General features: G+C 65.5%; 20 protein-coding genes. 11 read left to right on the top strand and 9 right to left on the bottom strand.

Going from position 1 to position 25258, the window contains the following annotated elements:
• Nucleotides 1-13 precede the first annotated feature (13 nt).
• On the top strand, nt 14-829 hold the full coding sequence (locus AC6LJY_RS10905) for a siderophore-interacting protein (protein WP_219991254.1): 816 nt from the start codon (nt 14-16) through the stop codon (nt 827-829).
• Between the two features lie 124 nt (nt 830-953).
• Here the strand turns inward: AC6LJY_RS10905 and AC6LJY_RS10900 are convergent, their stop codons facing one another.
• Nucleotides 954-1835 carry a LysR family transcriptional regulator gene (locus AC6LJY_RS10900; RefSeq protein WP_498135920.1) on the bottom strand — a complete coding sequence of 294 codons (882 nt, stop codon included), beginning with the start codon at nt 1833-1835 and terminating at the stop codon, nt 954-956.
• Between the two features lie 101 nt (nt 1836-1936).
• On the opposite strand from AC6LJY_RS10900, the gene AC6LJY_RS10895 reads away from it, so the two are divergent.
• Nucleotides 1937-2809 carry an isocitrate lyase/PEP mutase family protein gene (locus AC6LJY_RS10895; protein WP_498135919.1) on the top strand — a complete coding sequence of 291 codons (873 nt, stop codon included), beginning with the start codon at nt 1937-1939 and terminating at the stop codon, nt 2807-2809.
• Between the two features lie 108 nt (nt 2810-2917).
• Here AC6LJY_RS10895 and AC6LJY_RS10890 read toward each other — a convergent pair whose 3' ends face one another.
• The 3 genes from AC6LJY_RS10890 to AC6LJY_RS10880 form a co-directional block, all read right to left on the bottom strand.
• Complete coding sequence (locus AC6LJY_RS10890) at nt 2918-5797, bottom strand: WG repeat-containing protein (protein ID WP_498135918.1); 2880 nt, start codon at nt 5795-5797, stop codon at nt 2918-2920.
• A 2-nt stretch (nt 5798-5799) separates the two neighbouring features.
• Entirely contained in the window at nt 5800-8982 is a 3183-nt protein-coding gene (locus AC6LJY_RS10885; RefSeq protein WP_498135917.1) for a WG repeat-containing protein, read from the bottom strand.
• Between the two features lie 246 nt (nt 8983-9228).
• A complete protein-coding gene (locus AC6LJY_RS10880; protein WP_120157092.1) occupies nt 9229-9609 on the bottom strand; it encodes a cupin domain-containing protein in 381 nt (126 codons plus the stop codon).
• 379 nt (nt 9610-9988) lie between these two features.
• Between AC6LJY_RS10880 and AC6LJY_RS10875 the strand changes: the two genes are divergently transcribed.
• From AC6LJY_RS10875 to AC6LJY_RS10865, 3 genes are all read left to right on the top strand, one after another.
• Nucleotides 9989-10507 (top strand): Hcp family type VI secretion system effector, encoded by a 519-nt coding sequence (locus AC6LJY_RS10875; protein WP_046803329.1) that lies wholly within the window; start codon nt 9989-9991, stop codon nt 10505-10507.
• 264 nt (nt 10508-10771) lie between these two features.
• Complete coding sequence (locus tag AC6LJY_RS10870) at nt 10772-11011, top strand: Arm DNA-binding domain-containing protein (protein ID WP_120157091.1); 240 nt, start codon at nt 10772-10774, stop codon at nt 11009-11011.
• Nucleotides 11008-11571 carry an ureidoglycolate lyase gene (locus AC6LJY_RS10865; RefSeq protein ID WP_498135916.1) on the top strand — a complete coding sequence of 188 codons (564 nt, stop codon included), beginning with the start codon at nt 11008-11010 and terminating at the stop codon, nt 11569-11571. Before AC6LJY_RS10870 ends, AC6LJY_RS10865 begins: the two co-directional genes overlap by 4 nt.
• A gap of 114 nt (nt 11572-11685) precedes the next feature.
• On the opposite strand, the gene AC6LJY_RS10860 is transcribed toward AC6LJY_RS10865, so the two are convergent.
• Nucleotides 11686-12279: a hypothetical protein gene (locus AC6LJY_RS10860; protein WP_498135915.1), complete on the bottom strand. Its 594-nt coding sequence runs from the start codon at nt 12277-12279 to the stop codon at nt 11686-11688.
• Between the two features lie 173 nt (nt 12280-12452).
• Here AC6LJY_RS10860 and AC6LJY_RS10855 point away from each other — a divergent pair, with 173 nt between their 5' ends.
• Nucleotides 12453-13925, top strand: coding sequence for a DUF1254 domain-containing protein (locus AC6LJY_RS10855; protein ID WP_498135914.1), 1473 nt, complete (start codon nt 12453-12455; stop codon nt 13923-13925).
• Nucleotides 13926-14257: 332 nt separating this feature from the next.
• On the opposite strand, the gene AC6LJY_RS10850 is transcribed toward AC6LJY_RS10855, so the two are convergent.
• Nucleotides 14258-15457: an ABC transporter substrate-binding protein gene (locus AC6LJY_RS10850; protein ID WP_046807234.1), complete on the bottom strand. Its 1200-nt coding sequence runs from the start codon at nt 15455-15457 to the stop codon at nt 14258-14260.
• Nucleotides 15458-15729: 272 nt separating this feature from the next.
• On the opposite strand from AC6LJY_RS10850, the gene AC6LJY_RS10845 reads away from it, so the two are divergent.
• The 4 genes from AC6LJY_RS10845 (at nt 15730) to AC6LJY_RS10830 (ending at nt 20138) form a co-directional block, all read left to right on the top strand.
• On the top strand, nt 15730-17298 hold the full coding sequence (locus tag AC6LJY_RS10845) for a xylulokinase (protein WP_498135913.1): 1569 nt from the start codon (nt 15730-15732) through the stop codon (nt 17296-17298).
• A gap of 145 nt (nt 17299-17443) precedes the next feature.
• Entirely contained in the window at nt 17444-18385 is a 942-nt protein-coding gene (locus AC6LJY_RS10840; RefSeq protein WP_319307810.1) for an ABC transporter permease, read from the top strand.
• Between the two features lie 18 nt (nt 18386-18403).
• Nucleotides 18404-19366: a sugar ABC transporter substrate-binding protein gene (locus tag AC6LJY_RS10835; RefSeq protein ID WP_314355443.1), complete on the top strand. Its 963-nt coding sequence runs from the start codon at nt 18404-18406 to the stop codon at nt 19364-19366.
• Nucleotides 19367-19379: 13 nt separating this feature from the next.
• Nucleotides 19380-20138, top strand: a complete 759-nt coding sequence (locus tag AC6LJY_RS10830) for an ATP-binding cassette domain-containing protein (protein WP_498135912.1) — start codon at nt 19380-19382, stop codon at nt 20136-20138.
• 97 nt (nt 20139-20235) lie between these two features.
• On the opposite strand, the gene AC6LJY_RS10825 is transcribed toward AC6LJY_RS10830, so the two are convergent.
• From AC6LJY_RS10825 to AC6LJY_RS10815, 3 genes are all read right to left on the bottom strand, one after another.
• Entirely contained in the window at nt 20236-20517 is a 282-nt protein-coding gene (locus AC6LJY_RS10825; RefSeq protein ID WP_104141761.1) for a peptidylprolyl isomerase, read from the bottom strand.
• A gap of 118 nt (nt 20518-20635) precedes the next feature.
• Nucleotides 20636-22723, bottom strand: a complete 2088-nt coding sequence (locus AC6LJY_RS10820; protein WP_498135911.1) for an ATP-dependent helicase — start codon at nt 22721-22723, stop codon at nt 20636-20638.
• 209 nt (nt 22724-22932) lie between these two features.
• Nucleotides 22933-23949, bottom strand: coding sequence for an amino acid ABC transporter substrate-binding protein (locus tag AC6LJY_RS10815; protein ID WP_219991243.1), 1017 nt, complete (start codon nt 23947-23949; stop codon nt 22933-22935).
• A gap of 163 nt (nt 23950-24112) precedes the next feature.
• Between AC6LJY_RS10815 and AC6LJY_RS10810 the strand changes: the two genes are divergently transcribed.
• On the top strand, nt 24113-25249 hold the full coding sequence (locus AC6LJY_RS10810) for an FUSC family protein (protein WP_314355446.1): 1137 nt from the start codon (nt 24113-24115) through the stop codon (nt 25247-25249).
• The last annotated feature ends 9 nt before the right edge of the window (nt 25250-25258 follow it).

Here is a 25258-nt window from a genome sequence, read left to right as displayed (position 1 = left end):
ATCTGGAGTGTTGATGAACCGTAGCGACCTGACCGTGGAGCGCGTGCGCCACACCCTGAAAATGCGCGTCCTGACCGTCGTGCGCGTCGAACCCGTGGCCGGTCTGTTGGCCCGCGTCACGTTCACCGGCGATGACCTGCAAGACTTTGTCTCGGCGTCATTCGACGACCACGTCAAACTGTTCTTTCCGGCCGATCCGACGCAAGCGCCTGCCTTGCCCAGCGTGGGGCCCGATGGCGTGAAGTTTCCCGAAGGCGCGCCCAAGCCCGCCGCGCGGGATTACACGCCCCGCCGTTTCGACGCCGCGCGCCGCGAGCTGGAGATTGAATTCGTGCTGCACGGCGATGGGCCGGCGTGCACCTGGGCGGCACAGGCGCAGCCCGGACAGCAACTGGGTATCGGCGGCCCGCGTGGGTCATTCGTGGTGCCCAAGGGGTTCGACTGGCATGTGCTGATTGGCGACGAAACCGCGCTGCCCGCCATCGCCCGCCGCCTGGAAGAACTGCCGGCCGGGGCCGAAGCGATCGTGTTGATCGAAGTGCCGTCGCCCGATAACGAAATGCCGTTGGCCTCGGCCGCGAAAACGTCTGTGCGGTGGCTGCACCGCAACGGCACGCCGGCGGGATACAGCACGCTGCTATTGCAAGCGGCGCGCGAACTGACGTTGCCGGCGGGCGAGGGCTATGTATGGGTGGCCGCCGAGTCCGCCGTGGCCAAGGCCGTGCGCGAGATCATGGTGTCGCAACACGCCATCGACAAATCCCGCATCCGTGCCGCGAGTTATTGGAAGCGTGGCGCGGTCGCGGTGCACGAGTCGCACGAAGACTGATTGCTGCGTGGCGCGGCGGGGGCGCGTTAACGTCGCCGCCACGACGCCTTCCCTTAAGGTATCGGGCATCACGCATCCGGCGTCACGCATCCGGCGTCACGCATCCGACGCCCGGCATCGTCCCTTACGCCTCGCGCGCCAGACGCAGCAGGTTCTCCACGCGTTCTCCTGGCCGGTCTTCACGCACCGCCAGCCCCAGCACCGCGCGTGGCCAGTCCAGGGCAAAGGGGCGATACACCACGCCGTCCGGGCGCAGGTGGCGCAACGATGCCGGCACCACCGCCACGCCCATGCCCGCCGCCACCAAATTCACCGCCGATGACAGCTGCGGCGCGCGTTGGCCAATCAACGGATTCAAGCCATGCTGGCGGCACGCCGCCATGATGTCCGCGCTGAGCCCATAGCCCGATTTGCGGGAATACAGGACGAAGCGTTCCTGCGCCAGATCCTTCGGCGCCAGGCGCTTGCGGCGCGCCAGCGCATGCCCCAATGGCAAGGCCACCACCAGCGGTTCTTCGGTCAGCTGCGTGAACGCAAGCCCACCATCAAGCGCGAACGGCGGCCTCACGAACGCGGCATCGATCGCGCCTTCGCGCAGCTGCGCCACCAGCGTTTCGCTATCGCCTTGCGACAGCGTCATGTCCACGTCGGGATAGCGCTGGCGATACTGGCGTATCACTTCCGTCACCACGCCGTTGAACGACGCCGACTCGGTAAACCCCAAGGCCAATTCCCCGACCTCGCCCCGCGCGGCGCGCTGGGCCGTCTGCACCGCCGCGTCGGTGCGCCGCAGAATGTCTTGCGCGCAGGTAAGAAAGGCGCGACCCGCGTCGTTCAACACCACGCCGCGCCCCGTGCGGTCAAACAGCGGCGTGCCGACCTCGTGTTCCAGCTGGCGGATCTGCTGGCTTAACGGCGGCTGCGCCATGCCCAGTATTTCAGCGGCGCGGGTGAAGTGCTGCGCCTCGGCCGTCACCACGAAATAACGCAGATGACGCAATTCCATATCGATACCTTTTATGTACTGATTATCAATATTCAATATATTGGACATTCTATTCGCGCAGGCCGATCATGCGGACATTGCCCCACCGATCAAGGATTTCCATGACGCGCTCCGCGACCCCCTGCCTGACACCCGGCGCCCTGTTGCGCCAGCAACTGGCCCACGACATCGTGGTCGCGCCCGGCGCCTACGACGGCCTCTCGGCGCGGCTGGTCGCCGCGGCGGGCTTTGGCGCCGTGTATGCCAGCGGGGGCGCCATCGCCCGCGCGGCGGGATATCCGGACATCGGCCTGCTGAGCTTTACAGAAGTGATGGACCGCGTGGAAAAGATCGTCGACGCCAGCGGGCTGCCGGTGGTGGCGGACGCGGACACCGGCTTTGGCGGGTCCGCGAATGTGGAGCGCACCGTGCGCATCATGGAGCGCGCGGGCGTGGCCGCGTTTCATATCGAAGACCAGTCGTTTCCCAAGCGTTGCGGCCACCTGGACGACAAAAGCCTGGTGGACGCCGACGAGATGTGCCGCAAGGTGCATATTGCCCGGCAGACCTTGAGCGACGCCGACACGCTGGTGATTGCGCGCACGGACGCCATCGCGGTGGAAGGGTTTGATGCGGCGATCGCGCGCGCCGAGCGCTACCTGAACGCCGGGGCCGACATGATCTTCGTGGAAGCGCCCGAAACGCTGGAGCAGATCCGCGCCATTGCCGACCGCCTGCCCGGCCTGAAGCTCATCAACATGTTCTACGGTGGCAAGACGCCGCTGGTGCCGTTGCCCGATCTGGCGGCGATGGGCTATCGCCTGGCCATCATTCCGTCGGACTTGCAACGCGCGGCCATCCACGCCATGCAGGCCACGCTGGCGGCCATCAAGCAAACGGGCGACAGCAGCGCGCTGGCCGATCGCCTGACCAGCTTCAAGGAACGCGAGGCCATCGTGCAGACCGCGCGTTATCTGGCGTTGGACGCGCAGTAAGCGTCCAACGCCCGCGCCGCCAACCGCCTGCGGGCCAAGGCGTGGTGCTCCAGCCCTGACGGTCTAGCGGTCTGACGGTCCGGTCTAACGGTCTGACGGTCTGACGGTCTAACGGTCGCAGCGCGCCGGCATCGTGTTCGGCCACAAGCGTTGCCCCGCGCTGCCGTACAGCGTGCGCACGCCACACACCATCTGCACGCGGGCCAGCGCGCGGCCGGCCGGGTCGATGATTTCCGACGCGTCGGTCGTGGACACCACCGCGCGCTGGTTCAGGAACGGCGTCACCGCGCTGTAGTCGGGCGCGATCACGAATTCGCCGTGGCGGTCGACAAAGCCGAAGTTCATATCGGCCAGGGCCGGGGCCAAGCCGTCCCGCAGCGTACCCAACGCGTTGAACGCCGGGCCGGTAAGCGCGCCCTTGGCGTCCAGCGCACGCATCGCGCGCGTGGACAGCAGCGACACCGCCTGGCCTTCCGAAAACGCGGACGTTGCGCCTTCGGCCGTCAACCGCGTCTTGCCGCCGGGTTCGACATAGTCGGTGCGCAACCGGCCATTGACCTCGTAGTGCCGCAGCAAAAGCGGCGAGCCTTGCGGCCAATCCCATTCGCCGGCGGGCAGTGTCGCCACCGTCTTGCCCGCTGTATCGATCAGGCGGGTGCCACTGTCATCGGCGGCCAGCGCGCGCGCGGGCGCGCCCTGGAAGATCGACGTGACGCCGGCGCGAGGCGCGATCTGCCATTGGCCTTGATCGTTCAGATAGCCATAGCGGGGCGCGCGGCGAATTTCCAGCCAGTCGCCAAGCCGGGTGTACAGCGCGTCTTCCAGGTCCAGCGCATGGGTGCCATCGGCTGAAAAAACCCAGCGGCGCTGATCGCTGTCGGCCGTCACGCTGCCGTCTTGCGCACGGGCGATTTGCAGCCGGCTGATGAAGGGTGTCAGCGCGCGGCCCTGGTCGTTGAACAGCGCAACGGGACGGGCGTAGTCCTCGTCCTGGCCGCCGGCCTGCATCACCTTCCACAGCTTGTCGTTGACGCGCTCGACGCCATGATGACGCGCGGGCACGATCCACTTGCCTTGCAGGTCGATCACGCCCACGCGGCCCGCGCCTAGCGACGCGCCGGCCTGTCCGTGCCGGAACACGCCGATTTCCTGGAACGCCGGCGCGGCCAATTCCTTGCCCGCCACAAAGTCGTACAGGCCCCACGGAGCATCGGCGCTGGCGGTCTTCACATAGCGCATGACGCCCGGCGCCACCACCTGTGAATCGAACACGCCGGCGGGCAGGTCGTACTGCTTGCCCGCTCGGTCGATCATCTTGTTCACGCCCTTGGCGTACACCAGCGCGTAGCCGTTGTTGAAGGCGCCGATGTGTTGCTGGGGCGGCAGGTCCATCACGCGCCCCTGCGCGTCCAGCAGACGGATGCCGTCCGCGGTGGTCGCGGCGTAGCGCAGTTGATCTGCCTTGAGGGCCTCGTCCAAGACCGGCGCATCGCCGCCCCGCTCGTCGTCTGCGTCCAGCGGTGTCAGGCTCGTCCACGCGGCATCGGTGACGAGGCTGCCGTCGGCCAGCAGCAAGCCAGCGCCTGCCGGGCCGCACTGGCAATGCGACTGGCCCAGCATGCCCAACGGCGCGCCCGGCACGTTGACGGACAGTGCCTTCAATTCCATGTTCTGCGTGGCTTCGACGGCTTCGGGCTTGAGTAACGCGTGTCCGTCGGCGTCCACGATATTGAGCAGCGCGCGTTCCTGGCTCTTGATCCACAGGCGGCCCTGGCGGACTTCCATGTCGCCGGCATCCGCCAGCCATGCGGGCGCTGATTCGCCGTGCAGCCACGCGCCCTTGGGCGTCAGCAGGCCCACGCCCGTCTCGCCTCTGAACAGCACGAAGCCTTCTTCATTGATGCTGGGCGACAGGCCCGCGCCCAGCGTCAGCGGCTTGTCCTGGCCGGGCACCAGCGCCATGAGCGTCTCGCCCGAGGGGTACACGATCGTGTCGTGAAAGCGCTGCGAGGCATGCGCTTGCTCCGAGGTCAGGGTGGCGACCAGCTGGCCGGCGGCGTCCAGCAGCGCATAGCCCTTGCGACCGACCAGCTGCGCGCTCCAGAATTTGCGCCCCACCGGGCCCATCGATTCGTAGTGCTGGTCCGCGCCGATCACCTTGCCGTCCGTGCCCAGCAGCACCACGCCGTCGGGGCCGTCGGCCACGGCCAGCCTGCCGTCGCGGTCGGTGGAAATGTCGTGGTACACGGGCTCGACCACCCAGTTCCAATCGCGGTCCACCAGGCCCTGGCGATACTCGCCGTCGGTGGCGATGTACAGGTCCGGGCCATAGGCTTGCTTGACCGCCACGCCAGGCGCGGCGAAGCGGCGTTCGCCGGTGGGCGAGCGGTATTCCGGCTTGAAGGCCACGGCCGCGCGCGCGGGCAGGCCGTCAGCCAGCTCCAGGCTGTCGATGCCGGCGTCCAGCGGATCGCCGACCGGTTCGCCCTGGCGGTTGATGAACAGGTGCCGGCCGTCCAGCGTGGCCACGGCCAGGCCGATTTGGGCAAAGTCGCCCACGCTGTCGTAGCGCGGCGCCACGGCCATGCGGCCTTGCGGGTTGATGAAGCCCCATTTGCCTTGCCACTTTACGGCGGCCAGACCGTGGCGGAAGTCGCGCACGGATTCAAAAATCGGGCGGATCGCCAGACGGCCGTTCTGGTCCAGAAAGCCCCAGGCATGGCGGCGCAAGGACTCGTCCGACGGCACGCGGCGCATGGGTTCCAGCGCCGACGGCAGCAGCACGGCAGCGCGTCCGTCCGCCATATTGCGGATGCAGCCGTTGGTGTAGGGCGTGTGATTGGAAATGTCGTCGACGGCGGCGTCGTTGCGCGCGCGGGCTTCGTCGACGCAGAACACATGGCCCGTCTGCGCCTGCGCGGACAGGGATGCGCCCAGCGCGGCCAGCGCGCAGGCGATACGGGTGGTGCGGATCACGCGTGACGTCATGGTCATTCTGCTTTGGCGGAGTCTAGGGCGGGGGGATCGATGCGCTTGGCACCGGAGCAGGTCAGGGCTTCGCGCGGCCAGCTCTGGTTTTCTTCCGCGTCAAAAATCACGATCTGGTCGCACAACACCCCAAAGGTGGTGGTGGTCTTGCCGCGTGGGTCGATGAATTCGACCAGGTGGTCGTGAAACACCATCGCGCGTTCGTCCTGGAAGTCTTGCGCCCAGTTGTAGGCGGGCGGGATGGCGTAGCGGCCGCTCAGGTCGATGTACCCATACAGCTTGCCGGTGCGGTCCAGGCGCTGCGCCCGTGCCAGGCCGTGTTTCAACGGGCCCAGCACGCTGAAGTGCGCGCCCACGACGCGCTTGCCCGCCGCGTCCAGGAAGCCGTACTTGCCGTAGTTCTCGCTGTACGGCACCACGCCTTCGCTGGCGTGGCGGTATTCCACCGGATAGCGGCCGGACAGGCGCGCCACTTCGCGGCCTTGCAGGTCCGTCAACACCGTGGTGGACGAGCTGTCGTCGGTGAACAGCACGCGCCGCATGGACGCCAGCGGGAAGCCGTCGCCGCGCTTTTCCAGCACGGTCTTGCCCTGCTGGTCGATGACGCGATAGCCGGACCCCTGGTTGACGCGCGCCAGGCCCTCGGGCTGCACGAAGAAGGGGTTGAATTCGCCATACAGCGCGGGCACTTGCAGGTTGCCGCGCGCGTCGATGGCGCCTTCGCGTTCGTCCTGGCGCACGATCAGCCATTCACCGTGCTGCTCTTTGCTTTCGGGACGGCCGTCGGAAATCTTGGTGGCACGGCCTTGCGCGTCAAACAGCACGGCGCTGCCGTCGGCCAGTTGACCGATGTAGCGGCCCTCGGCCAGCTTGTCGGGCTTGCCGTAGATGATGTCGCTGTGCTTGCCGGTGCGCAGGTTGACCATGCGGTACGGGCTGTCGCCGTAACGGCCGGCCAGGCCCTTGCCTTCGGGTTCGCTCACCAGCATGACGCCGTTGCCCAGATATTCCATGCCGTAGGCACTGTCGTGCTTGGCCGGCACGACCCACTGGCCCTGCCGGTTGACGACGCCCCATCGGTCCTTGTCCTGGACGCGGACCCAGTCGTCGTCGAATTCCTCGATGCGTTCGTAGTCGGGCTTCAGGGCGGGCGCGTTCAAGCGCACGTTCCACAGGCCCCAACGGCGCTCGCGGTTATCGTCGGCGGCGCGGTAGACCAGCAGATCGCCGTCCAGGTCGGAGGCTGCCGCGCCCACCTCGTCCGGCACGCGCGTGGGTTTGCCCTGCGCATCGATCAGGATGGCGTCGCGACGCAGCATGTCGGGCGTGCGCGCCCAGGTGTAGGGGCCGTTGAACGGCCGCAATTCGCTGTATTCCGGGGGCACCGCCCATTTGCCCTGGCCGTCGATGGCGCCCACCTTGTCGCCCTTGGCGCGCACCACCAGCGGCATCGTCACGTTATAGGTGTCGATGTTTTCCCATTGCGGGTTCGACACGATCTTGCCGGTGGCGGTCAGGATGGCCAGCGGCCGGTCGCCGTTGAGCGCGCGCAGCAGCGCCAGCGGCATGGTCGCGTTGCCCGGCGTGCGCGGGGCGGTCTTGCGAGGTGAAAACTCGCTGACGTCATAGCCGCGCAGGCGCTGGGCAGTGTCTGAATCCAGCAAAGGTTTGCCGTCGGCCGCGTAGACCTGCACCAGCGACCCATCGGCGCTGGCGACCGTAGCCGAGTACGAGGCGGCGTCGTCCGAGCTGATGGTGTCGGCCACTTCGGCCCCGGCCGCGGCTTGATCCGGGCCGACGGTTTCCGCGACGTCGGTGACGACGGTGGCGGTGTCGGCTGCGGTGGTATCGACCGCCGCGGTATCGACCGCCGCGGTGTCGACCGCCGCGGTATCGACCGCCGCCACCGCGTCCGTGCCGGGCTTGGACGCGTCGGAGGCTCCTGCCGCAGCGGCGGCCGCATTGTCCGCCGCATCGACCGCTACTGCGTCGGCCGCGATATCGACGTTACCGTCCGAGGCTTCCACGGCAACGGGCGCGGCTTCCTTTGCGGCGTCGCTTGCTGCGGCGTCGCCCGCTGCGGCGTCGCTGGCGCCATCCGCGCGCGGCGCGCCATCGGCCGGCATGCCATAGACCCACGCGCGGCCTTGCACGATGTCGACGCGGCCGTCGCGTATCGCCAGCTTCTGCATCGTTCCGGCGGGGCTGATTAACAGCGTGGTCGATGCGTCGGACAGATAGCGCCAGCCATCGCGCTGCTGCACACCCATGTACGACGTGGTGAACGCATGCGTCGGCTTGAGGCGGCCGTCCAGCAACGTCGACTTGCCGTCTTCCGTGGCCACCAGCCACACGCCGGGCGCGAGCCATTGCACGCGTTCGTAGGCGGCGGACGAAATGGCTTCACCGCGCGGGTTCACGAACGTCCACTTTTCATCGCGGCGTACGGCCACGACGTCGCCGTCGCGCATGGGCGCTTCGCGCGAACGCAGCACCTGCGGCGTCACGGCCCAGCGGCCCTGCGCATCCAGCAAGCCCCACCAGCCGGAATAGCGCGACCCCCGTACCTGCGCGGGCAGGTAACCGGCCGACGGCGCGGCCAGCATCATCACGCCTTCGGGCAGCTCGGCGGCCGCGCCCGTCGTGGTGTTGATCAGGCGCGGCGGCGTGGGCATTTCTATCGATGCCAGCTTCTGGCCGGGCATGAAGCCCCATGTGCGCGTGCCCAGCGGAAAGGTCTTGACGACCTTGCCCTGACGGTCGATCAGGACGTCCCGCTCGTCTTCTTCAACCAGCGCGGTGCCTTCGGCATTGAACCCCGTGGCGTTGGTAAAGCGCGGCTTGATAACCCACTGGCCCTTGGGGTCGATATAGCCCCACAACTCACCTTGGCTGGCGGCGGCCACGCCGTTCTGAAACGGCATGACGTACCGATAGGCAGGCGCGATGGCCATGCGTCCTTGCTTGTCGATATAGCCCCAGGCGCCGGCCTCGTCGCTGCGCGATCCCGTCAGCACAGCCGCCAGCCCTTCGCTGAAAGGCTGATGGCAGACCGGGTCCGAGCCCTGTCCGTAGTAGGAGGTGGTGCACTGGTCCAGCCAGGACTCCGCGCGCGCGGTCACGGACAGTGTGGGCAGGGCCAAGGCCAGGGCCAGGGCCAGCGGCTTGATCGCGGCGCGCATCATGCGAAGGCGCGGACAAGCGCCGCGAAAAAGGGGAAGCCAAGCCGGACGTGCCACATGGTCGGGGTGCCTTGCCAAAATATGCGAAGGCAGCACTGTAACCAGCAGTAGCAGGCAATGAAGGGGTAAATGTAACGATAGAAAACGAAGCGTTAACGGGTGGCAATCCCGTGGCCATTCGGTCGCAAGTCGGTGCCGCGTCGGCCGCGGTTCGCCTTGGCCTTAATGTCCCGGTTGTAGGGTTGTGCGCTAGACCGGCCGGTGCTGTGTGCCCGCGCCCATGGTGATGTGCAACATGCGACAGGGTTCCATCACCTTGACGGTATGCCAGGCGCCCTTCGGTATGACATAGGCATCGTCGGCCAGCATCTTTACCACTTGCACGCCGGTGGGCCATTCCAGATGCAGCTCGGCCGCGCCCGCCATCAGGCGGACGATCTCGTCGGCTTCGGGGTGCATCTCCCATTGCGGCCAGTCCTTGGTGAAGGTGTATTCCGACACCAGCCAGCCACGGCCGAAACGGTCCAGCTCGTCAGGCGACTGCGACCAGAACGCGTCGCCGCCGTTCACGGTTGTCGCGGTGCCGGCGGCATCCAGCAAGACGTAATGCGATGACAAATTGGTAGTCATGTGGGGCGTCCTTGGTAGCGGGGCGGGGCAGCAAGACAAGGTAGTGCAAAACAGCGTTGATCGGCCATGGTACCGAGCTGGGCCAGATCTGGCTCGATCAGGCCAAAACTGACCCGCTGCAACGCGTTGATCTATAAGCCTTTATTTTCTGGCGAGCCAGTTCTGGCCCGTATCGCCCCGGAAAAGCCGAGAAACGTCGGGCAACAAGGGGGAAGCGGCGCGTCGTACTTATCGTAAATCCATCGCAAGCCGTTGATTCGATTGCGAATATTTTTTTAATTCACGCCTTGGCATGGATGTTGCATTAGCCCTACGTAGCGCCTCCTCCGGGAGGTATCCGGCCACCATGGCCACCCACTACGACGACTTAGGAATCGACATGCCTACTCCCGCCTATATCAGCATTTCCGGCAAAACCCAGGGCAACATCACCGAAGGCGCCTTCACCGCGGATTCGGTCGGCAACGTGTACGTCGAAGGCCACGAAGACCAGATCCTGGTCCAGGAAATCGAACACCGCGTCAACACCCCGACCGACCCGCAAAGCGGCCAGCCTTCGGGCCAGCGCGTGCACAAGCCCTTCATCTTCACCAGCGCGCTGAACAAGGCCACGCCGTTGCTGTATCACGCGCTGGCCTCGGGCGAAATGCTGCCCGAAGTTGAAGTGAAGTGGTATCGCACGTCCATCGACGGCAAGCAGGAGCACTTCTTCACGACGGCGCTGGAAGACGCCACCATCGTGGACATCACCAGTGTGCTGCCGCACGCGCAAGACCCCAGCAAATCGGACTTCACGCAGTTGATCAAGGTAGCCATGGCGTACCGCAAGATCACGTGGACGCACGAAATTGCCGGCACCGAAGCGTCGGACGACTGGCGCAAACCGCTGGAAAGCTAAGCAGGTCGCCGCGATGGCGCATCGGTGCGTCGGTGCGTCGGCGCACTGGCGCATCGACGCACTGGCGCACTGGCGCATCGGCGCACCGGCGCACCGGCGCATCGGCGCACCGGCGCATCGGCGCATCGGCGCACCGGTGCATCGGCGCATCGGCGCACCGGTGCGTCATCGCGGCTTGGTTTCACCGAAGGCGCGCTGCGCCTTTTTTTCGTCATCGCGTAGCGTTTATCATGTGGCCCAACAGCAACCATCACGGGAAAGGCGATGAGCCAGGGGTTCGAGGGCGTCCGGCCCGCGTCGGAATCGTCCATCGAGATCGGCTTCTACTACGACGGCCGGCATTGCGTGGAACGCATCCGCGTCAAGCCCACGGCCGCCAACCTGAAACGCGCCGCCGACCGGCGCGCCGCGATCATCGAAGCCATTGCGCGCGGCGATTTCGATTACGCCGCTGAATTTCCTAAACGCGGCACGCCGCCCAAGCCAACACAGGGTTCCGCATGACAAGCAACACGCAGTTGGAAGTCGACGACCTGACGCCGCAGGCGTTCACGCCTTATGGCTGGATGCTGGGCAAGCCGATTCCGGACGGCAACGGGGTGCCGCTGTTCTCGAACGCCGCCACGGACTTCTGGCAGGAACATGTCTTCAACACGGGCGCGGGCGGCGACGCCGAAGTGCTGTGGGTAAATTACCGAAGCCGCGCGACCGACATCGCCAGCCTGGAAAAGCATCTGCTGACGCAACAGGCCATCGTGCCGCTGACCGGCACGATCATCCAGGTGGTGGCCAGCAGCAATGCCGACGGCAGCCCCGACCTGACGACGCTGGCCGCCTTTCTTGTGCCGCAAGGGCAGGGCATCTGCATGCGGCCGGGCTGCTGGCATGCAACCCGCGTGGTCGATGCCGAGGTGACCTGCCTGATGCTGACGCGTCGGTCCACTACGCTGGACCTGATCCAGCACCTGAGCACCGATGCCCGCGCGACCGAAAGCGCCATCGTGGCAATTGCCACGCATCAGCTTGAAGACGTGGCGGAACGCGAGCAGGCCGTGGATGCCTGAGCGCTGAAGGTCGGCCGTCGGCCTGCGCGGCCCGGCCTGCGCGGCCCGACCTGACGCGGCCCGGCCTGCGCGGCCCGGCCTGACGCGGCCCGACCTGCTCGGCCCGACACTGATTCAATCCGCCTCGCCGCACGCTACGCCCAGCCGCTTGAACAGCGGCCATTTGTTGCGATAGCCGTCCGACCAGATCATCGACGCGTAAGCCGCGAAGGGCGCGTGCACGGTCTGTACCAAGACCTGTGTGGCAGCGGCATCGTCCTTCGGGCAAAAGGCCTGGCCCACAGTTGGGTACAAATTGCCCTCCCATATCGCGTGGCCGCAATGCTCGCAAAAATTGGTCCATTGACCCTGGCCGTCCGGGTCCGGGCGTAGCGCCGGGGCCGCCTGGCGCAAGTGCGCCGCCACGTCCGCCGCCAATATTCCCACTTGCGAGATCAGCGCCGAGCCGGGTACGCGTTGCCAGGTTGGCGGGCTGAACAGCCAATCGTGAAACGCACCCGGGTCCAGGCCCCGGCTCTCGCCATCGTCGTCCAGCGCGATCTCGGCCTCTGTACTTTCGTGCCCCGGCGGCAACGCCAGCGCGTAAACCGGGGTGGCGTGCCGGCAGTGGCGGCAGGCGTGCGTTGCCCGCAGAACGAAGTACGACGATGCGCGCACGTTGGCGTCAATGGGCGAGAGGGCGTCGGGGCGTGTCGGGGTGGTGGGCATGCAAGGGATGGTTGTTGCGGTGTGGGTGGGGGTTGACCGCGCTGTGGCCGCGGTTGGCCGAGCCTTCTTGATTGACGGGAAATATGCCAGAATCCCCCGGGAATTGCAGTCCTTGCCCGCGACGCTGCCGCCAACAGGGCGTTGCCAACATCAGAACGTGTTGGAGCAAATGTATGCGTGATCGCCAGAGTAGCACCGGCCTGACGTCTCCGGCCCGGCACCCCGTTTTGGGCGGGCTTGCCATCTTGATGCTGGCCGCTGGCGTAGCCGGGTGCAGCTTCACGTCTCCGGACGAGGCAACGGGTTCGCAGTCCGTCGGCATTCACGGCGTCACCGCGCAGCAGGCGCGCAGCATCGCCAGCGAAGCGTATCTGTACGGCACACCCATGGTCGCCAGCTACCAGACCATGTACGCCTTCAACCTGGACAAGACCAACCCCCAGTACAAGGGGCCGCCCAACACCATCATCAACATCGCGCGCGTCTTCACGCCCGAAGACACCGCGTTCGTCACGCCGAATTCCGATACGCCGTATTCCTTCGCGATGCTGGACCTGCGCGCCGAACCCGTGGTCATCAGCGTGCCGCCCATGGAGAAGCGGCGGTACTTCGTCCTGCAATTGATGGACCTGTACACGTATAACTTCGCCTATATCGGCAGCCGCGAAACCGGCAACGGCGGCGGCCACTTCCTGGTGGCGGGGCCGCGCTGGCAGGGCAAGACGCCCAAGGGCATCACGCGGGTCATCAAGTCGGAAACCGAACTGGTCAACCTGGTGGGGCGCACTCAGCTGTTCAATCCGGCCGACCTGGACAACGTCAAGCGCATCCAGGCGCGCTACAAGGTGCAGCCGCTGTCAGCGTACACGCGCACCGCGCCGCCGCCCGCGCCGGCCCCGATCGACTGGATTGCTCCCGTGCCGCCGCACGAGATGCGCACCTCGCTTGAGTTCTATAACCAGCTGGCCTTCCTGCTTCAGTTTGCCCCCACGCATCCCACCGAAAAATGGTTGCGCGAACGCCTGGCAAGCATCGGTATCAAGCCGGGTCAGCCGTACCCGGTCGACAAGCTGGACCCACGCCTGCGCCGCGCCCTGCAAGAGGGCATGCACACCGCGCAGAACGACATCGACAAGAACCGCGCGGCGCTGGCCGGCAAGACCGATACGCTGTTTGGCGATCGCGCCAAGCTCAAGAACGATTACCTGTCGCGCGCCACCGGCACGCAGATCGGCATCGGCGCCAATAGCCGCGAAGAAGCGCTGTACCCCGTGCTTGAAAAAGACAGCCGTGGGCAAGAGCTGGACGGCAGGTACGCCTACACCATGCGGTTCGCGCCGCGCAGCCTGCCGCCGGTCAACGCGTTCTGGTCCATGACCCTGTACCGCTTGCCCGAACAATTGCTGGCGCCCAATCCGCTGGGCCGTTACCTGATCAATTCCTCCATGCTGCCGTCGCTGAAAAAAGACGCGGATGGCGGGGTCACCATTCACATCCAGGCGCAGTCCCCGGGCAAGGGCCGCGAATCAAATTGGCTGCCCGCGCCCGACGGCCCGTTCATGGTGACGATGCGCTATTACTGGCCCAAGCCGGCGCTGTTGGACGGCAAGTGGGTCACACCGGAAATCGAACGCGTGGCGCGCTAGCGGCATGAAGCGCAACTTCAACATCCACGATCTGCGCGTCTTCTACACGGTTGTCATGACCGGCTCGACGCGCCAGGCCGCGCAGGTCATGAGCCTGACGCAGCCGGCGATCGGCCACGCCGGCGCAGATGCCGTAACTGCCCAACTCCACCGCCCGCGACCGCGTCAACCCGACCACGCCCCATTTGGACGCGGCATAGGGCGTGCGCAAAGGCACCGCTCAGGTCCACGGGCAGGGCGGTCAAGTCTTGCGGGGTCATGCGGGTTCCCTGGAAGGCGTTATGGGTTTGCCCGTATGCGTCGTTGCGTCACTGCGTCATTGCGTCATCGGATCATTGCGTCATCAAGCGGCACTTGGATTCCTTCGGCGAGGTATAGATCTCATCACCCGGAATCTTCGCGACCAGCTTGTAATAGTCCCAAGGCCCCTTCGATTCGGCCGGCTTTTTCACCTGCATCAAATACATGTCGTGCACCAGCAGGCCGTCAGCGCGCACCGTCGCGTTCTTCACGAAGAAATCGTTTACCGGGTTGCTCTTGACCCACTTCATGATGGCTTCGCCGTCCGTCGTGCCGGTGGCTTTCACCGCGTTCAAGTAGGTGGTGGTGACCGAGTAATCGCCCGCTTGCAGCATCGACGGCTTCTTTTTCATGCGCTCTTCAAAGCGCGCGGCCCATTTGCGGGATGCGTCGTCCTGGTCCCAATACCAGGCGGTGGTCAGGTACATGTCTTGCCCGGCGGCCAGGCCCAGCGCGTGGATGTCGGTGATCAGCACCAGCAGGCCGGCAATTTTCATCTTCGGCGTCAGGCCGAATTCGGCGGCGGCCTTCACGGCGTTGCTGGTGTCGGCGGCCGAGTTGGCCAGGCCCAGCACCGTGGCGCCCGACGCCTGCGCCTGCAAGATGTAGGAAGAGAAATCCGATGTGTTCAGCGGATGGCGAACTCGGCCCTTTACCTGGCCGCCGTTTGCCTGCACCACGGCCGACGCATCGCGCTCCAGCGCGTGGCCAAAGGCGTGGTCCACCGTCAGGAAGTACCAGTCCTTGTTGCCTTCTTTAAGCATCGCGCGCGCCGTGCCGCGCGACAGCGACACCGTGTCGTAAACGTAGTGCACCGTGTACGGCGTGCATTGCGCATTGGTCAGTTCCGAGGCGCCCGCGCTGACCACGAAAAACGGCGTCTTCTTTTCTTCGGCCACCTTTGCCATGGCCAGCGCCGCGGCGGAATTGGCGCCCGCGATCAGCATGTCCACGCCTTTCTGATCCAGCCATTCGCGCGCGCGAGACGACGCAATGTCGGCCCGGTTTTGATGGTCGGCAACCAGCACTTCGATCTTCTTGCCGGCCACTTCGCCACCCATGTCCGCCACCGCCATCTTGATGGCTTCGGCCCCGCCCGGGCCGTCGGCATCGGCCGACAGGCCCGACATATCGGTGATGAAGCCGATGCGGATCACGCCGTCGTCGGCCACGGCCGCGCCGCCAAAGGCCAGCAGTGCCGAGGCTACCGCCGCGTTCAAGGTTTTTTTCATGATATGTCTCCCGCCTTGGGGTTTTGGTTTGGATGCCATGCCGTCGTCAGAACGCGACGTTGTCCCTGGATTTTGCATGGGTCTTGGACGTGCAATGTTTTATCGTGGCCCCGGCTGTCTCCGCCGGGTGCGGCCCATTCTGTCGCAGGGATCCGGCCTTGTCACCTGAACAGAAATTATCAATTGATACGGTTTCCGGTGCTGCGGCGCAGCGTGATCTTGGTGTCATCCACGCGGTCAGGCGCGACCCCCCTGAAATACAATCTGCCGCTATGTCCCGCCGCCCGCCCACCGACCCCCAATCTTCCGGCCCTGCCGGCCCGCGCTACGTTCTTGCCGTGGACCTGGGCGGCACCCGCTTCCGGGCCGCGCTGGTGGATGAGGCGGGAGGCATCGCCCACGCCTGCGCCATCGACAGCCCGGCGGGCAGCGGCTTGCAAGCCGGCTGGGACGAGATCGATGCCGACGAGTGGTGGCGCGGGCTGCAAGTGCTGTCCGACACCCTGGCGCGGCAGGCGGGCGCCGACTTTGACGCCATCGCCGCCCTCGCGATCTGCGGCGTCACCCGCACGCAGGTATTCGTGGATGCCCAGGGCGCGCCCGTGCGTCCCGCCATCACATGGCGCGACACGCGCACGGCGGGGGACGTGGCGCAATGGCTGGCCGCGATGCCCGCCGACCACCCCGAAACCGCGCAGATCAACGCGTTTCACCCGTGGGCGCGCGTGGCCTGGCTGCTGCGCGTCGAACCGCAACACGCCGCACGCGTGCGTGTCGTGCTGGAACCGAAGGACTACCTGAACTTCCGCCTGACCGGCCATGCCGCCAGCGACACCGTGTCCATGGCAAGACTGCCGGCGGCGGCGCGGCCGCAAGGCCCGGCCCCCGACCTGCTGACTGCGGTCGGCGCCGATCCCGGCTGGGTGCCGCCTTTGCTCGACCCCCTTGCCATCGTCGGCCCGGTGCAGCCCGGCCTGCCGGGTTCGCTGGCTCGTCTTGCAGGCCGCGGCGTGGTCGCCTGCTCGAACGACACCTGGGCCGCCGTGGCCGGGTTGGGGGCGTTGCGGCCCGGCTACGCCTACAACATCTCGGGCACCACCGAAGTCTTCGGCGCGGTCGGCGCAGAGCCGGTGCAGGCCGAGGGGCTGATGACGGTGAACTGGGGCAACGGCAACCACCAGATCGGCGGACCGGGCCAGAACGGCGCCGACACCATCGCCTGGCTGCTGCCCTTGCTGGGCGGGGTGGCCCGGTTTGGCGACTCGCAGCCTGGCGACATGTCCGTCGTCAGCCACGCCATGAACGCCTTGCTTAACGCGCCCCGCGACCCACAGCCCGCTCTGTTCCTGCCCTACCTTCAAGGCGAGCGCGTGCCTTACTGGGACCCGCAATTGCGCGGCGCCTTCATCGGCCTGAACCGCCGGCACGGCCCCGGCGACCTGGCATGGGCGGTGCTGGAAGGCGTGGCCTTCTTGAACCGCACGGTGTTGCAACGCGCCGAAGCCGCACTGGGTAAGCCGGTCGCAGAAATCCGCTTCGGTGGCGGCGCGGCGTCCAACCCGCACTGGTGCCAGGTCAAGGCCGACATCTGCGAACGCCCCGTCGTGGTGGGGCAGGCGGACCAGCCGGGCGTCATCGGCGCGGCGGCTGCCGCCTGGACCGCGCTTGGCCGCTACAGCAGCTTCGCGCAAGCCCAGGCCACCCTGGCACGCCCCGCGCACCGCTACGATCCCGACGCCACCCGACGCAACGCCTATCACCGGCTGTATGCGCAATTTCGCGCTGCCGAAGCCGCCTTGACGCCGGTCTCGCACGACTTGGCCTCACTGCGCCTGCCGTAAAAACCCTAAGTGCGACGACGCCGCAAAGCCGCCCTGCGCGGGGCGGCCCGGGTATAAACTGCTACGCCATCAGGGCGCGAACGCCCGGCAGGCGGTGGATAACCCTTGCACTACAACAAATACCAACGCAGCAAGGGTTGAGTCGATGCGCGGCATCCTGGAAAAGTACGGCACGGCAATCGCGGGACTGGTCCTGGTGGGCTTCTTCGCAATCGCCGCCCCTAATTTCGCGGCGCCTAACAACCTGTTGAACATCGCCAAGGAAACCAGCTTCCTGGCCATCATCGCCATCGGCTTCACGCTGGCGCTGGTGACGGCAGAACTGGACTTGTCGGTGGCCGACGTCGCCAGCCTGGCCGCCGTCGTCACCGGTGCGCTGGTCCATACCGGCCAACCGGTGATCGTCGCGATTGCGGCGGGCCTGGGCGTCGGCCTGCTGTGCGGCCTGGCCAACGGCATCGCGGTGACGCGGTTGCGCGTGCCATCGCTGATCGCCACGCTGGGCATGGCCGCCATGGCGCGCGGCTTCGCCTTCATGCTGACCGACGGCGTGTCGTACGTAGGCCGCTGGCCCACTGCCTTTACCGACCTGGCTCGCGCCAAGCCCTTCGGCATCCCGGCGCTGGTGCTGTGGATGTTGGGCATCGTGCTGGTCGCGTATTTCCTCATCAAGTGGACGCGCACCGGCGCACGCATGACGGCCACGGGCGAGGCCGGCGAATCCGCGCGCCTGGCCGGCATCAACATCCGCGCCATGAAAAGCATCGGACTGGCGCTGTCCGGCCTGTGCGCCGGCATCGCCGCCGTGCTGCTGACATCCAGCCTGTCGTCCGCCGCGCCCAACATGGCCGGCGACTACTTCCTGTACGCCATCGCCGCCGTGCTGCTGGGCATGACGATGTTCAACCCCGGCCATGCCAACATCGGCGGCACGCTGGTGGCCGCGTTGATCCTGAAGGTGCTGGGCAACGGCCTGGTGCTGATGGGCGCGCCATATTACGTGCAGGACATCGTGCTGGGATTCATCATGATTGCATCCGTCGCGGTGTCATCGGCCGTGCTGAAGAAAGCGGCTTTCAAATTCTGATCCGAAGGGGAAACCATCATGAAGACATTGATTAAGCGCACGTTGCTGGCGGGCGCCTTCGCCGCGCAGGCGTTGGCCGCCAGCGCCGCCCACGCCTTTGACGTCGGCATTGTCGCGTTCCAGATGTCGTCCGAGACGCACGCCCGCGTGGCCAACGCCGCCGCCCAGGCCGCGCGCGCCAAGGGCTGGACGGTCACGCAACTGAACGCCGAGGGCTCGTTGCCCAAGCTGGCCGAACAGCTGGACACGCTGGTCAACAAGAAGGTCGATGCCATCGTCGTGGCGATGGGCAAGCCGGTGGAAACCGACGCGCAGTTGCAGGCCGCCAAAGAGAAAGGCATTCCGGTGGTGGGCGTGATGTCCGGCGCCAGCCCGCACATGCTGTTCGACGTGGAAGTCAACGAATACGCCACGGGCGCGCAGTCGGTCTTGTACCTGCTGGGCAAGATGGGCTATCAGGGCAACATTTTGTCGGCGCGCTTTGATGGCAACTCGGGCACGCGCATTCGCGGCAAGATGCTGGACGCGGTGCTGACGGAGAACACCGCCGTCAAGGATCTGGCCAAGTTCAGCATGGCCCGCACGCAAAGCTGGCGCGACGATGTGCGCAACGGCATGCAGGCGCTGTTCCTGCGCCATCAAGGTCAGTTCAAGGGCGTGTGGGCATCGTTTGACGGGCAAGCCTACGTCATCGACGACCTGCTGCAATCGCAAGGCATGAAGAAGGGCGACATCACGCTGGTGTCGGTGGACGGCGGGCCCGAAACCTATCGCCGCATCGCCGACCCCAACAGCCTGATCACCGCCACGATGATGATTCCGTTCGAACAGCTGGGCACCAGCGCCATCGATTCCATCGACCGCATCGTGGTCAAGAAAGAGCCCAAGGAAACGGTGGCCTCCGGGCCATACCTGTTCATGGATTCGGTGTTGGTCGATGCGTCCAACGTGCAGAAGTTCTTGCAGCCGGGGGCGAAGTGAATGGGGTAGGAGCATGACGCCAGTGACTCCCATCACCGCCGCCTTGTCGCTACGCCAGATCCGCAAATCGTACGGCGCGGTCGAGGCCCTGAAAGGCGTGGACCTGGACGTACCCGAAGGCAAGGTCATGGCCATTTGCGGCGACAACGGCGCGGGCAAATCCACGTTGATCCGCATTATCTCGGGCGCGCAGGAACCCACGGGCGGCGAACTCAGCCTGAACGGCCGGGCCGTCGCCTTCCGTTCGCCGCACGATGCGTTGGTCCAGGGCATTGCCACCATCTACCAGGACCTGGCCCTGGCGCCGCGCCTGTCCATCTGGGAAAACGTCTTCATGGGGGCCGAGCTGGTCCGCCGCGTCGGCCCGCTGCGCGTGCTGGACAAGCGCCGCATGGCCGAGCAGGCGCGCGGCTATCTCCAGCGCCTGTCGGTGCCCATCGACGACATGGACCGCCCCGTTGAACGCATGTCGGGCGGCCAACGCCAGGCCGTCGCCATCGCCCGCGCCCTGCGCTGGGACGCGCGCGTCGTCATCATGGACGAGCCCACCGCCGCCCTGGGCGTCAAGGAAACCGCCTTGGTCCTGAACCTGGTGCGCAAGCTGCGCGAAGAAGGGCGCACGGTGATCCTGATCAGCCACAACATGGCCGACGTGGTCGCGCTGGCCGATCGTGTCGCCATTTTGAAAGGTGGCGTCAAAGTGATCGAACGCGATATCGCCGGCCTGGACGCCGACGCCCTGGCGCATCGGGTGATGACGGGTAAAGATTGATTCTGGCGGGCGTGCCCGCATTTGCGCCTGATGCATAAAAAACAAGCCGCCGCCGGGTTTCCCCTGGCGGCGGCTTTTTATCGTGCAGCGGCGGGACTTAGTCCTGGCGGCTGGTCACTTCAACCAGGTGGTAACCGAACTGCGTCTTCACCGGACCTTGCACCACGCCGACCGGGGCGCTGAACACGACGGTATCGAATTCCTTGACCATCTGGCCCGGGCCAAACGTGCCCAGGTTGCCACCGTCACGGCTCGACGGGCAGCTGGAGTTTTCCTTGGCGACTTGAGCAAAGTCAGCGCCGTTTTCAATGGCGGTCTTGAGTTCGTTGCACTTGTCTTCGGTGGAAACGAGGATGTGACGGGCGGAGGCTTGTGCCATGTGGAGGCTCCTTGCGGAATAGATTGGGGAGGGGAGAGTAACGCATTTGGGCGTGCTCACTACGGTGCCATCATAAACTGGCTTTCATGGCGGCCCTGTTGCGGTTATTAACCCGACGTTACGCCAGCCATTCCCGAAACGGCCCCAAGTCCATCCCGCTGGGCACATACCAAACCTTGCGGGTCTTGTCCCATTGCGCGCCCAGCGCCTTGACCACGTCCCGGTTCGCGTAGGCCACTTTCAAATCCCGGTGGCCCACCGCTTGCACCGGCGCGGCCATGTTTCGGCGTAGCGCGGTGTCCGCGCGCTTTTGCGTGGCGGCCAGTTGCATCTGGTCGATGAACGCGCTGCGGCGCGTGGCGTCTTGCGTCGATATCAAGGTCAGGCGCGACTTGGTTCGTGTTGCTGCTACATAAAACAGGTTCTCTTCTTCGCGGCGTTGACGCAGCGGGTCGGGGAATGCGTCGGCGTCCATGAAGGGCAGGACGACGTGTTCGAATTCCTTGCCCTTGACGTTGACGATGCAATCCATCTGCACCGTGTTCTTGCCGGGCCGCGCGCCGACGAAGGCTTCCGCCGCGCCGATCCATTCCGAGAACTCGCGCAGCGTCTTGGCCGACGCCTTGGCCGATGCGATGAAACCGTTGATCGACCGCGTGACGACGGACGCCTCGTAGGGGTGCACGTACAGGCGCCTGGCCAGCTTTTCCATGTCCATTCCGTCGCGCACGGACTCCAGCGCCAGGTAGGCGGGGGTGTCGGTGGACAAGGCGCGCAGGTGTTCCACCGCGTCCGTGATGCGGGCGCGGGCGGCGGGGCTGCCCACGCGCTGGATCTGGCCGCTGAAAAAGTGCTTCAGCGCGGACGGCTCCTTGGCCAGCGTGGTCTGGGCTTCGCGCAGTTCCTGCGGCGTCAGCGGCACTTCGGCAAAGGTGGTCAGCGCGTCCACGATGGCTTCGCGCGTGGTGGGCGCGGCCACGTGGTGAAAGTCGTCCAGCGCGATGGCCAGCATGCCGCGCAGGAACAGGATTTCTTCGCGCAGCAGGTAGCTCTTCATCGTCAGCGTGCGGTAGGGCAGGCCGGCGTTCATCAAGGCGTTTTCGATTTCGATGGATTGATGCGCGTCGCGCAGCAGGACGCAGCATTGGTCCAGCGGTTTGCGGTCCTGCTTCCATTGCAGGATCGCCTTGACGACCCGGTCGCCACACGCACCCGGCGTGTCGGCGTACGCGGCCTCGTGAATGTCAGTGCGCAACGGCAGGTTTGAATCCACCGGCTTTTGCTTGAACGCTTCCATCGCGTAGGCCAGATGCGGGCCGTGGCGGTACGTCATCGTCAGCGGGTAGTTTGCGCAATCCGGGAAGCTGGCACGGATGCGAGTTTGCAGGAACGATTCATCCGCGCCCAGGTGTGAATAAATCACCTGGTCTTTATCGCCCACGCCTACAAAATACGTAACGTCCACATTCAGCAGCGCTTCGATAATGCAGAACGACGCTTCGTTGATGTCGTGCAGCTCGTCACACAACACCAGCCTGTAAGGGGCCAGCACGTCGCGCGGGTCGGAAGAAGACCGCAGCAGGCGGGCCAGATCGTACGTGGCGTCAAAAAACCCCCGGGCGTCTACATAACCGAACACATCAACGCGCTGTTTTTCGTATTCAACGGCCCACAGATAATCGGTGATTGTCACGCCCGCGCTTTCGGCGATGGACACGGCATCGGCCTCGTCATTCGGCGCGATCTGCATCGTGGCTTTCAGCTTCAGCAGGTTATCCAGAAACTGGCTGACGGCCGTGTTGTGCGTACGGATATCCAGCAGCTCGGCATATTGCGGGTTATTGGCCGCCACGCTTTCCAGGGCGTACAAGGCGTAGGCTTGTTGTTCGCGCGTGGACGGCAACACCTCGGGCTTGCCGTCTTCGATCTTTGCCAATACCCGCTGCGCGTACTCTTCAACCGTTTGCACAGGGACGCGCCGCGCCGTGTTGTAGGCGATACCGACGTCGACCAAGCGCGTTTGCAGCACCTGGCGCGCTTCATCCGTGAACGTCAGCGCCAGGATGTCTTCAGGCGGCAGGCCGCGCGTCAGCGCTTCGCCGATGCGCAGGGCCAGTGTGGTGGTCTTGGCGGCGCCCGCGTTGGCGATGACCAGGCTGGTCCGGCTGCGCGAGATCTGGATCCGGGCCTGTTCTTCAGTGGGCACGAATCCGGACGGGAAGAACTGGGGGGCAGGGGAGTTTGTGGTCATCTAGGCAAAAAAGGCGCGAGCAGAATGTCGCAGCGGAAGACGCCAGTGTAACGATTCCAAAAACGGGTTCCGCAACGCAAATGGCCGGCGGGCGCCAGGCGCGCCTGCCGGCCATTCAGGCCCTGACTACGGGGAAGCAGATATGGAAAGCGGACGTGCCGCGATCAGCGCACCGGCCACCCGTACATCAGGCCGCCGTCACGGTAAGACGCGTTCAGGCCGCGCGACAGTTTCAGCGGGCTGCTGGGGCCCAGGTTCTTCTCGAAGCTTTCGCCGTAGTTGCCGATGTGCTTGATGATGTTGTAGGCCCACTTGTCGTCCACGCCCAGGTTCTTGCCCATGCCGGGCGTCACGCCCAGCAGGCGTTGCACGTTGGGGTTGGTGCTTTTCAGCATCTCGTCCACGTTCTTGGACGTGACGCCGTATTCCTCGGCTTCCAGCATCGCGAACATAGTCCAGCGCACGACGTTGAACCACTGCTCGTCGCCCTGGCGCACCATGGGGCCCAGCGGTTCCTTCGAGAAGTTCTCGGGCAGGATGTCGTATTGGCCGGGGTTTTCCAGGTTGCTGCGCGCCGCGGCCAGTTGCGACTTGTCGCCGGTGAACGCGTCACAGCGGCCCACCGCGAAGGCGCGGATGATCTCGTCCAGGCGTTCCACCACCACCGGTTTGAACGCGATGTTGTGCGAACGGAACCAGTCCGCCAGGTTTAGTTCGGTGGTCGTGCCCGGTTGCACGCACACGGTGGCGCCGTCCAGTTCCTTGGCGCTTTTCACGTTCAGGGACTTGTTCACCATGATGCCCTGGCTGTCGTAGTAGTTCACGCCCACGCCGATCAACCCCAACGTGGTGTCACGCGTGAGCGATAGCGTGGTGTTGCGCGGCAGGACGTCGACTTCGCCGGATTGCAGCGCGGTAAAACGCTGCACGGCGCTGACGGCCATGATCTTGGATTTGGCGGGGTCGCCAAACATGGTGATGGCCAGCGCGCGGCACAGGTCCACGTCCAGGCCGACCCAGCCGCCCTTGCTGTCATTGACCGAAAAGCCGGCCACGCCGGTCGAGACGCCGCATTGGACAAAGCCCTTGTTCTTGACGCTGTCGAAAGTCACGCCCGCCGTGGCGGCCCAGGACGAAAGAAATAAGGCGGTGCCTGCCGCAACGTGTTTGAGTGCTTTCATGGTGTCTCCGCGCGCTGGGCGCATTGGTATTCTGTCGGCCGTGGGCCGAGGTGCGCGGAATGGTAGCCACGCCGCCTGGGCGGGAATATCAGGGAATTCCCGTTAAATCCACTGGGCGGAATTTACGGGGATAATTCTTGCCGGGCCGACACAGGGGCGATAAATGAATCAGAAAGATCCACCCGAAGATGCCGACGACGGCGGCCACGCCCGGCGCCGCCCGGGGCGTGGTTTCGTCAAGCAGCAGGTGCAGGGCACGTGGCGTGAACTGATCCGCGTCAATACCAGCGACCGGCGTTGGGAAATGCCGCTGGCCGCCGCGCTGTCTTCCGGCTTGCCATTAATGGTGGGCGCGTATTTTGGCCGCATGGACTATGGCCTGATGTCCAGTTTGGGCGGCATGGTGTTTCTAAGCCTGCCCAATACTTCACTTGCCCAACGCATGATGATGCTGCTGGCGGCCGCGTTCGGCATGGTCGCCTGCTACGCCATCGGCGCGCTGACGCAGTTCTGGCCCACGGCGATGATTGCCGCGCTGACCGTTATTGCCATCCTGGTGAACATGGTGTGCCGCTGCTATCGGCTGGGGCCGCCGGGCAGCCTGTTCTTCATTATGGCCACCGCGATTGCCGCGTATACGCCTGGCCACATTGAAGATGTGCCGATGCGCGTTGGCATGGTGGCGCTGGGTTGCCTGGTGGCCTGCCTGGTGGCGTTTGCGTATTCCCTGCACATGACGCGCGTGGCGCCGCCGCCGCCCGAAGCCGTGCCGCCCAAACCGACCTTTGATTTTGTGGTGTACGACTCGGTCATCATCGGCCTGTTCGTGGGCATTTCTTTGTTGGTGGCCGAATTACTGCAATTGCCGCGCCCGTATTGGGTGCCGGTCAGTTGCCTGGCGATTATCCAGGGCGCAAGCCTGTGGGCGGCCTGGAACCGCCAGCTGCATCGGATATTGGGAACGGCGCTGGGTTTGTGCGTGGCGTGGGCGTTGTTGAGTCTGCCCTTGAATGTGTGGACGCTTAGCCTCGTGATGATGGCGCTGTCGTTCGGTATTGAAACGCTGGTGGTCCGCCACTATGCCAGCGCGGTGGCGCTGATTACGCCGCTGACCATATTCCTGGCCGAAGCGCCCCATCTAGGCCAGGGCTATCCGGCCGACGTCATTGAAGCGCGGTTTGTGGATACGGTCATCGGCGCGTTCATCGGGGTGCTGGGCGCGGTGCTGCTGCATAACCAACGCATACGGCCGCGATTAAGCCGGTGGATGCGCGCGGTGCTGCCGAATCGGGTGAGTTGATTACGTGGG

It is taken from the genome of Achromobacter sp. RT286_PF, assembly GCF_059760425.1.
Note: the sequence above shows the minus strand (reverse complement) of the source record. Positions and strands in the feature narration are given on the sequence as shown.

Coding starts and splice junctions, on each gene's coding strand:
- AC6LJY_RS10860 (WP_498135915.1), bottom strand. CDS start 12,279: ATGCCCACCACCCCGACACGCCCCGACGCCCTCTCGCCCATTGACGCC.
- AC6LJY_RS10825 (WP_104141761.1), bottom strand. CDS start 20,517: ATGGCACAAGCCTCCGCCCGTCACATCCTCGTTTCCACCGAAGACAAG.
- AC6LJY_RS10885 (WP_498135917.1), bottom strand. CDS start 8,982: ATGATGCGCGCCGCGATCAAGCCGCTGGCCCTGGCCCTGGCCTTGGCC.
- AC6LJY_RS10835 (WP_314355443.1), top strand. CDS start 18,404: ATGAAGACATTGATTAAGCGCACGTTGCTGGCGGGCGCCTTCGCCGCG.
- AC6LJY_RS10855 (WP_498135914.1), top strand. CDS start 12,453: ATGCGTGATCGCCAGAGTAGCACCGGCCTGACGTCTCCGGCCCGGCAC.
- AC6LJY_RS10890 (WP_498135918.1), bottom strand. CDS start 5,797: ATGACGTCACGCGTGATCCGCACCACCCGTATCGCCTGCGCGCTGGCC.
- AC6LJY_RS10880 (WP_120157092.1), bottom strand. CDS start 9,609: ATGACTACCAATTTGTCATCGCATTACGTCTTGCTGGATGCCGCCGGC.
- AC6LJY_RS10810 (WP_314355446.1), top strand. CDS start 24,113: ATGAATCAGAAAGATCCACCCGAAGATGCCGACGACGGCGGCCACGCC.
- AC6LJY_RS10815 (WP_219991243.1), bottom strand. CDS start 23,949: ATGAAAGCACTCAAACACGTTGCGGCAGGCACCGCCTTATTTCTTTCG.
- AC6LJY_RS10865 (WP_498135916.1), top strand. CDS start 11,008: ATGACAAGCAACACGCAGTTGGAAGTCGACGACCTGACGCCGCAGGCG.
- AC6LJY_RS10900 (WP_498135920.1), bottom strand. CDS start 1,835: ATGGAATTGCGTCATCTGCGTTATTTCGTGGTGACGGCCGAGGCGCAG.
- AC6LJY_RS10845 (WP_498135913.1), top strand. CDS start 15,730: ATGTCCCGCCGCCCGCCCACCGACCCCCAATCTTCCGGCCCTGCCGGC.
- AC6LJY_RS10905 (WP_219991254.1), top strand. CDS start 14: ATGAACCGTAGCGACCTGACCGTGGAGCGCGTGCGCCACACCCTGAAA.
- AC6LJY_RS10895 (WP_498135919.1), top strand. CDS start 1,937: ATGACGCGCTCCGCGACCCCCTGCCTGACACCCGGCGCCCTGTTGCGC.
- AC6LJY_RS10840 (WP_319307810.1), top strand. CDS start 17,444: ATGCGCGGCATCCTGGAAAAGTACGGCACGGCAATCGCGGGACTGGTC.
- AC6LJY_RS10830 (WP_498135912.1), top strand. CDS start 19,380: ATGACGCCAGTGACTCCCATCACCGCCGCCTTGTCGCTACGCCAGATC.
- AC6LJY_RS10870 (WP_120157091.1), top strand. CDS start 10,772: ATGAGCCAGGGGTTCGAGGGCGTCCGGCCCGCGTCGGAATCGTCCATC.
- AC6LJY_RS10850 (WP_046807234.1), bottom strand. CDS start 15,457: ATGAAAAAAACCTTGAACGCGGCGGTAGCCTCGGCACTGCTGGCCTTT.
- AC6LJY_RS10875 (WP_046803329.1), top strand. CDS start 9,989: ATGCCTACTCCCGCCTATATCAGCATTTCCGGCAAAACCCAGGGCAAC.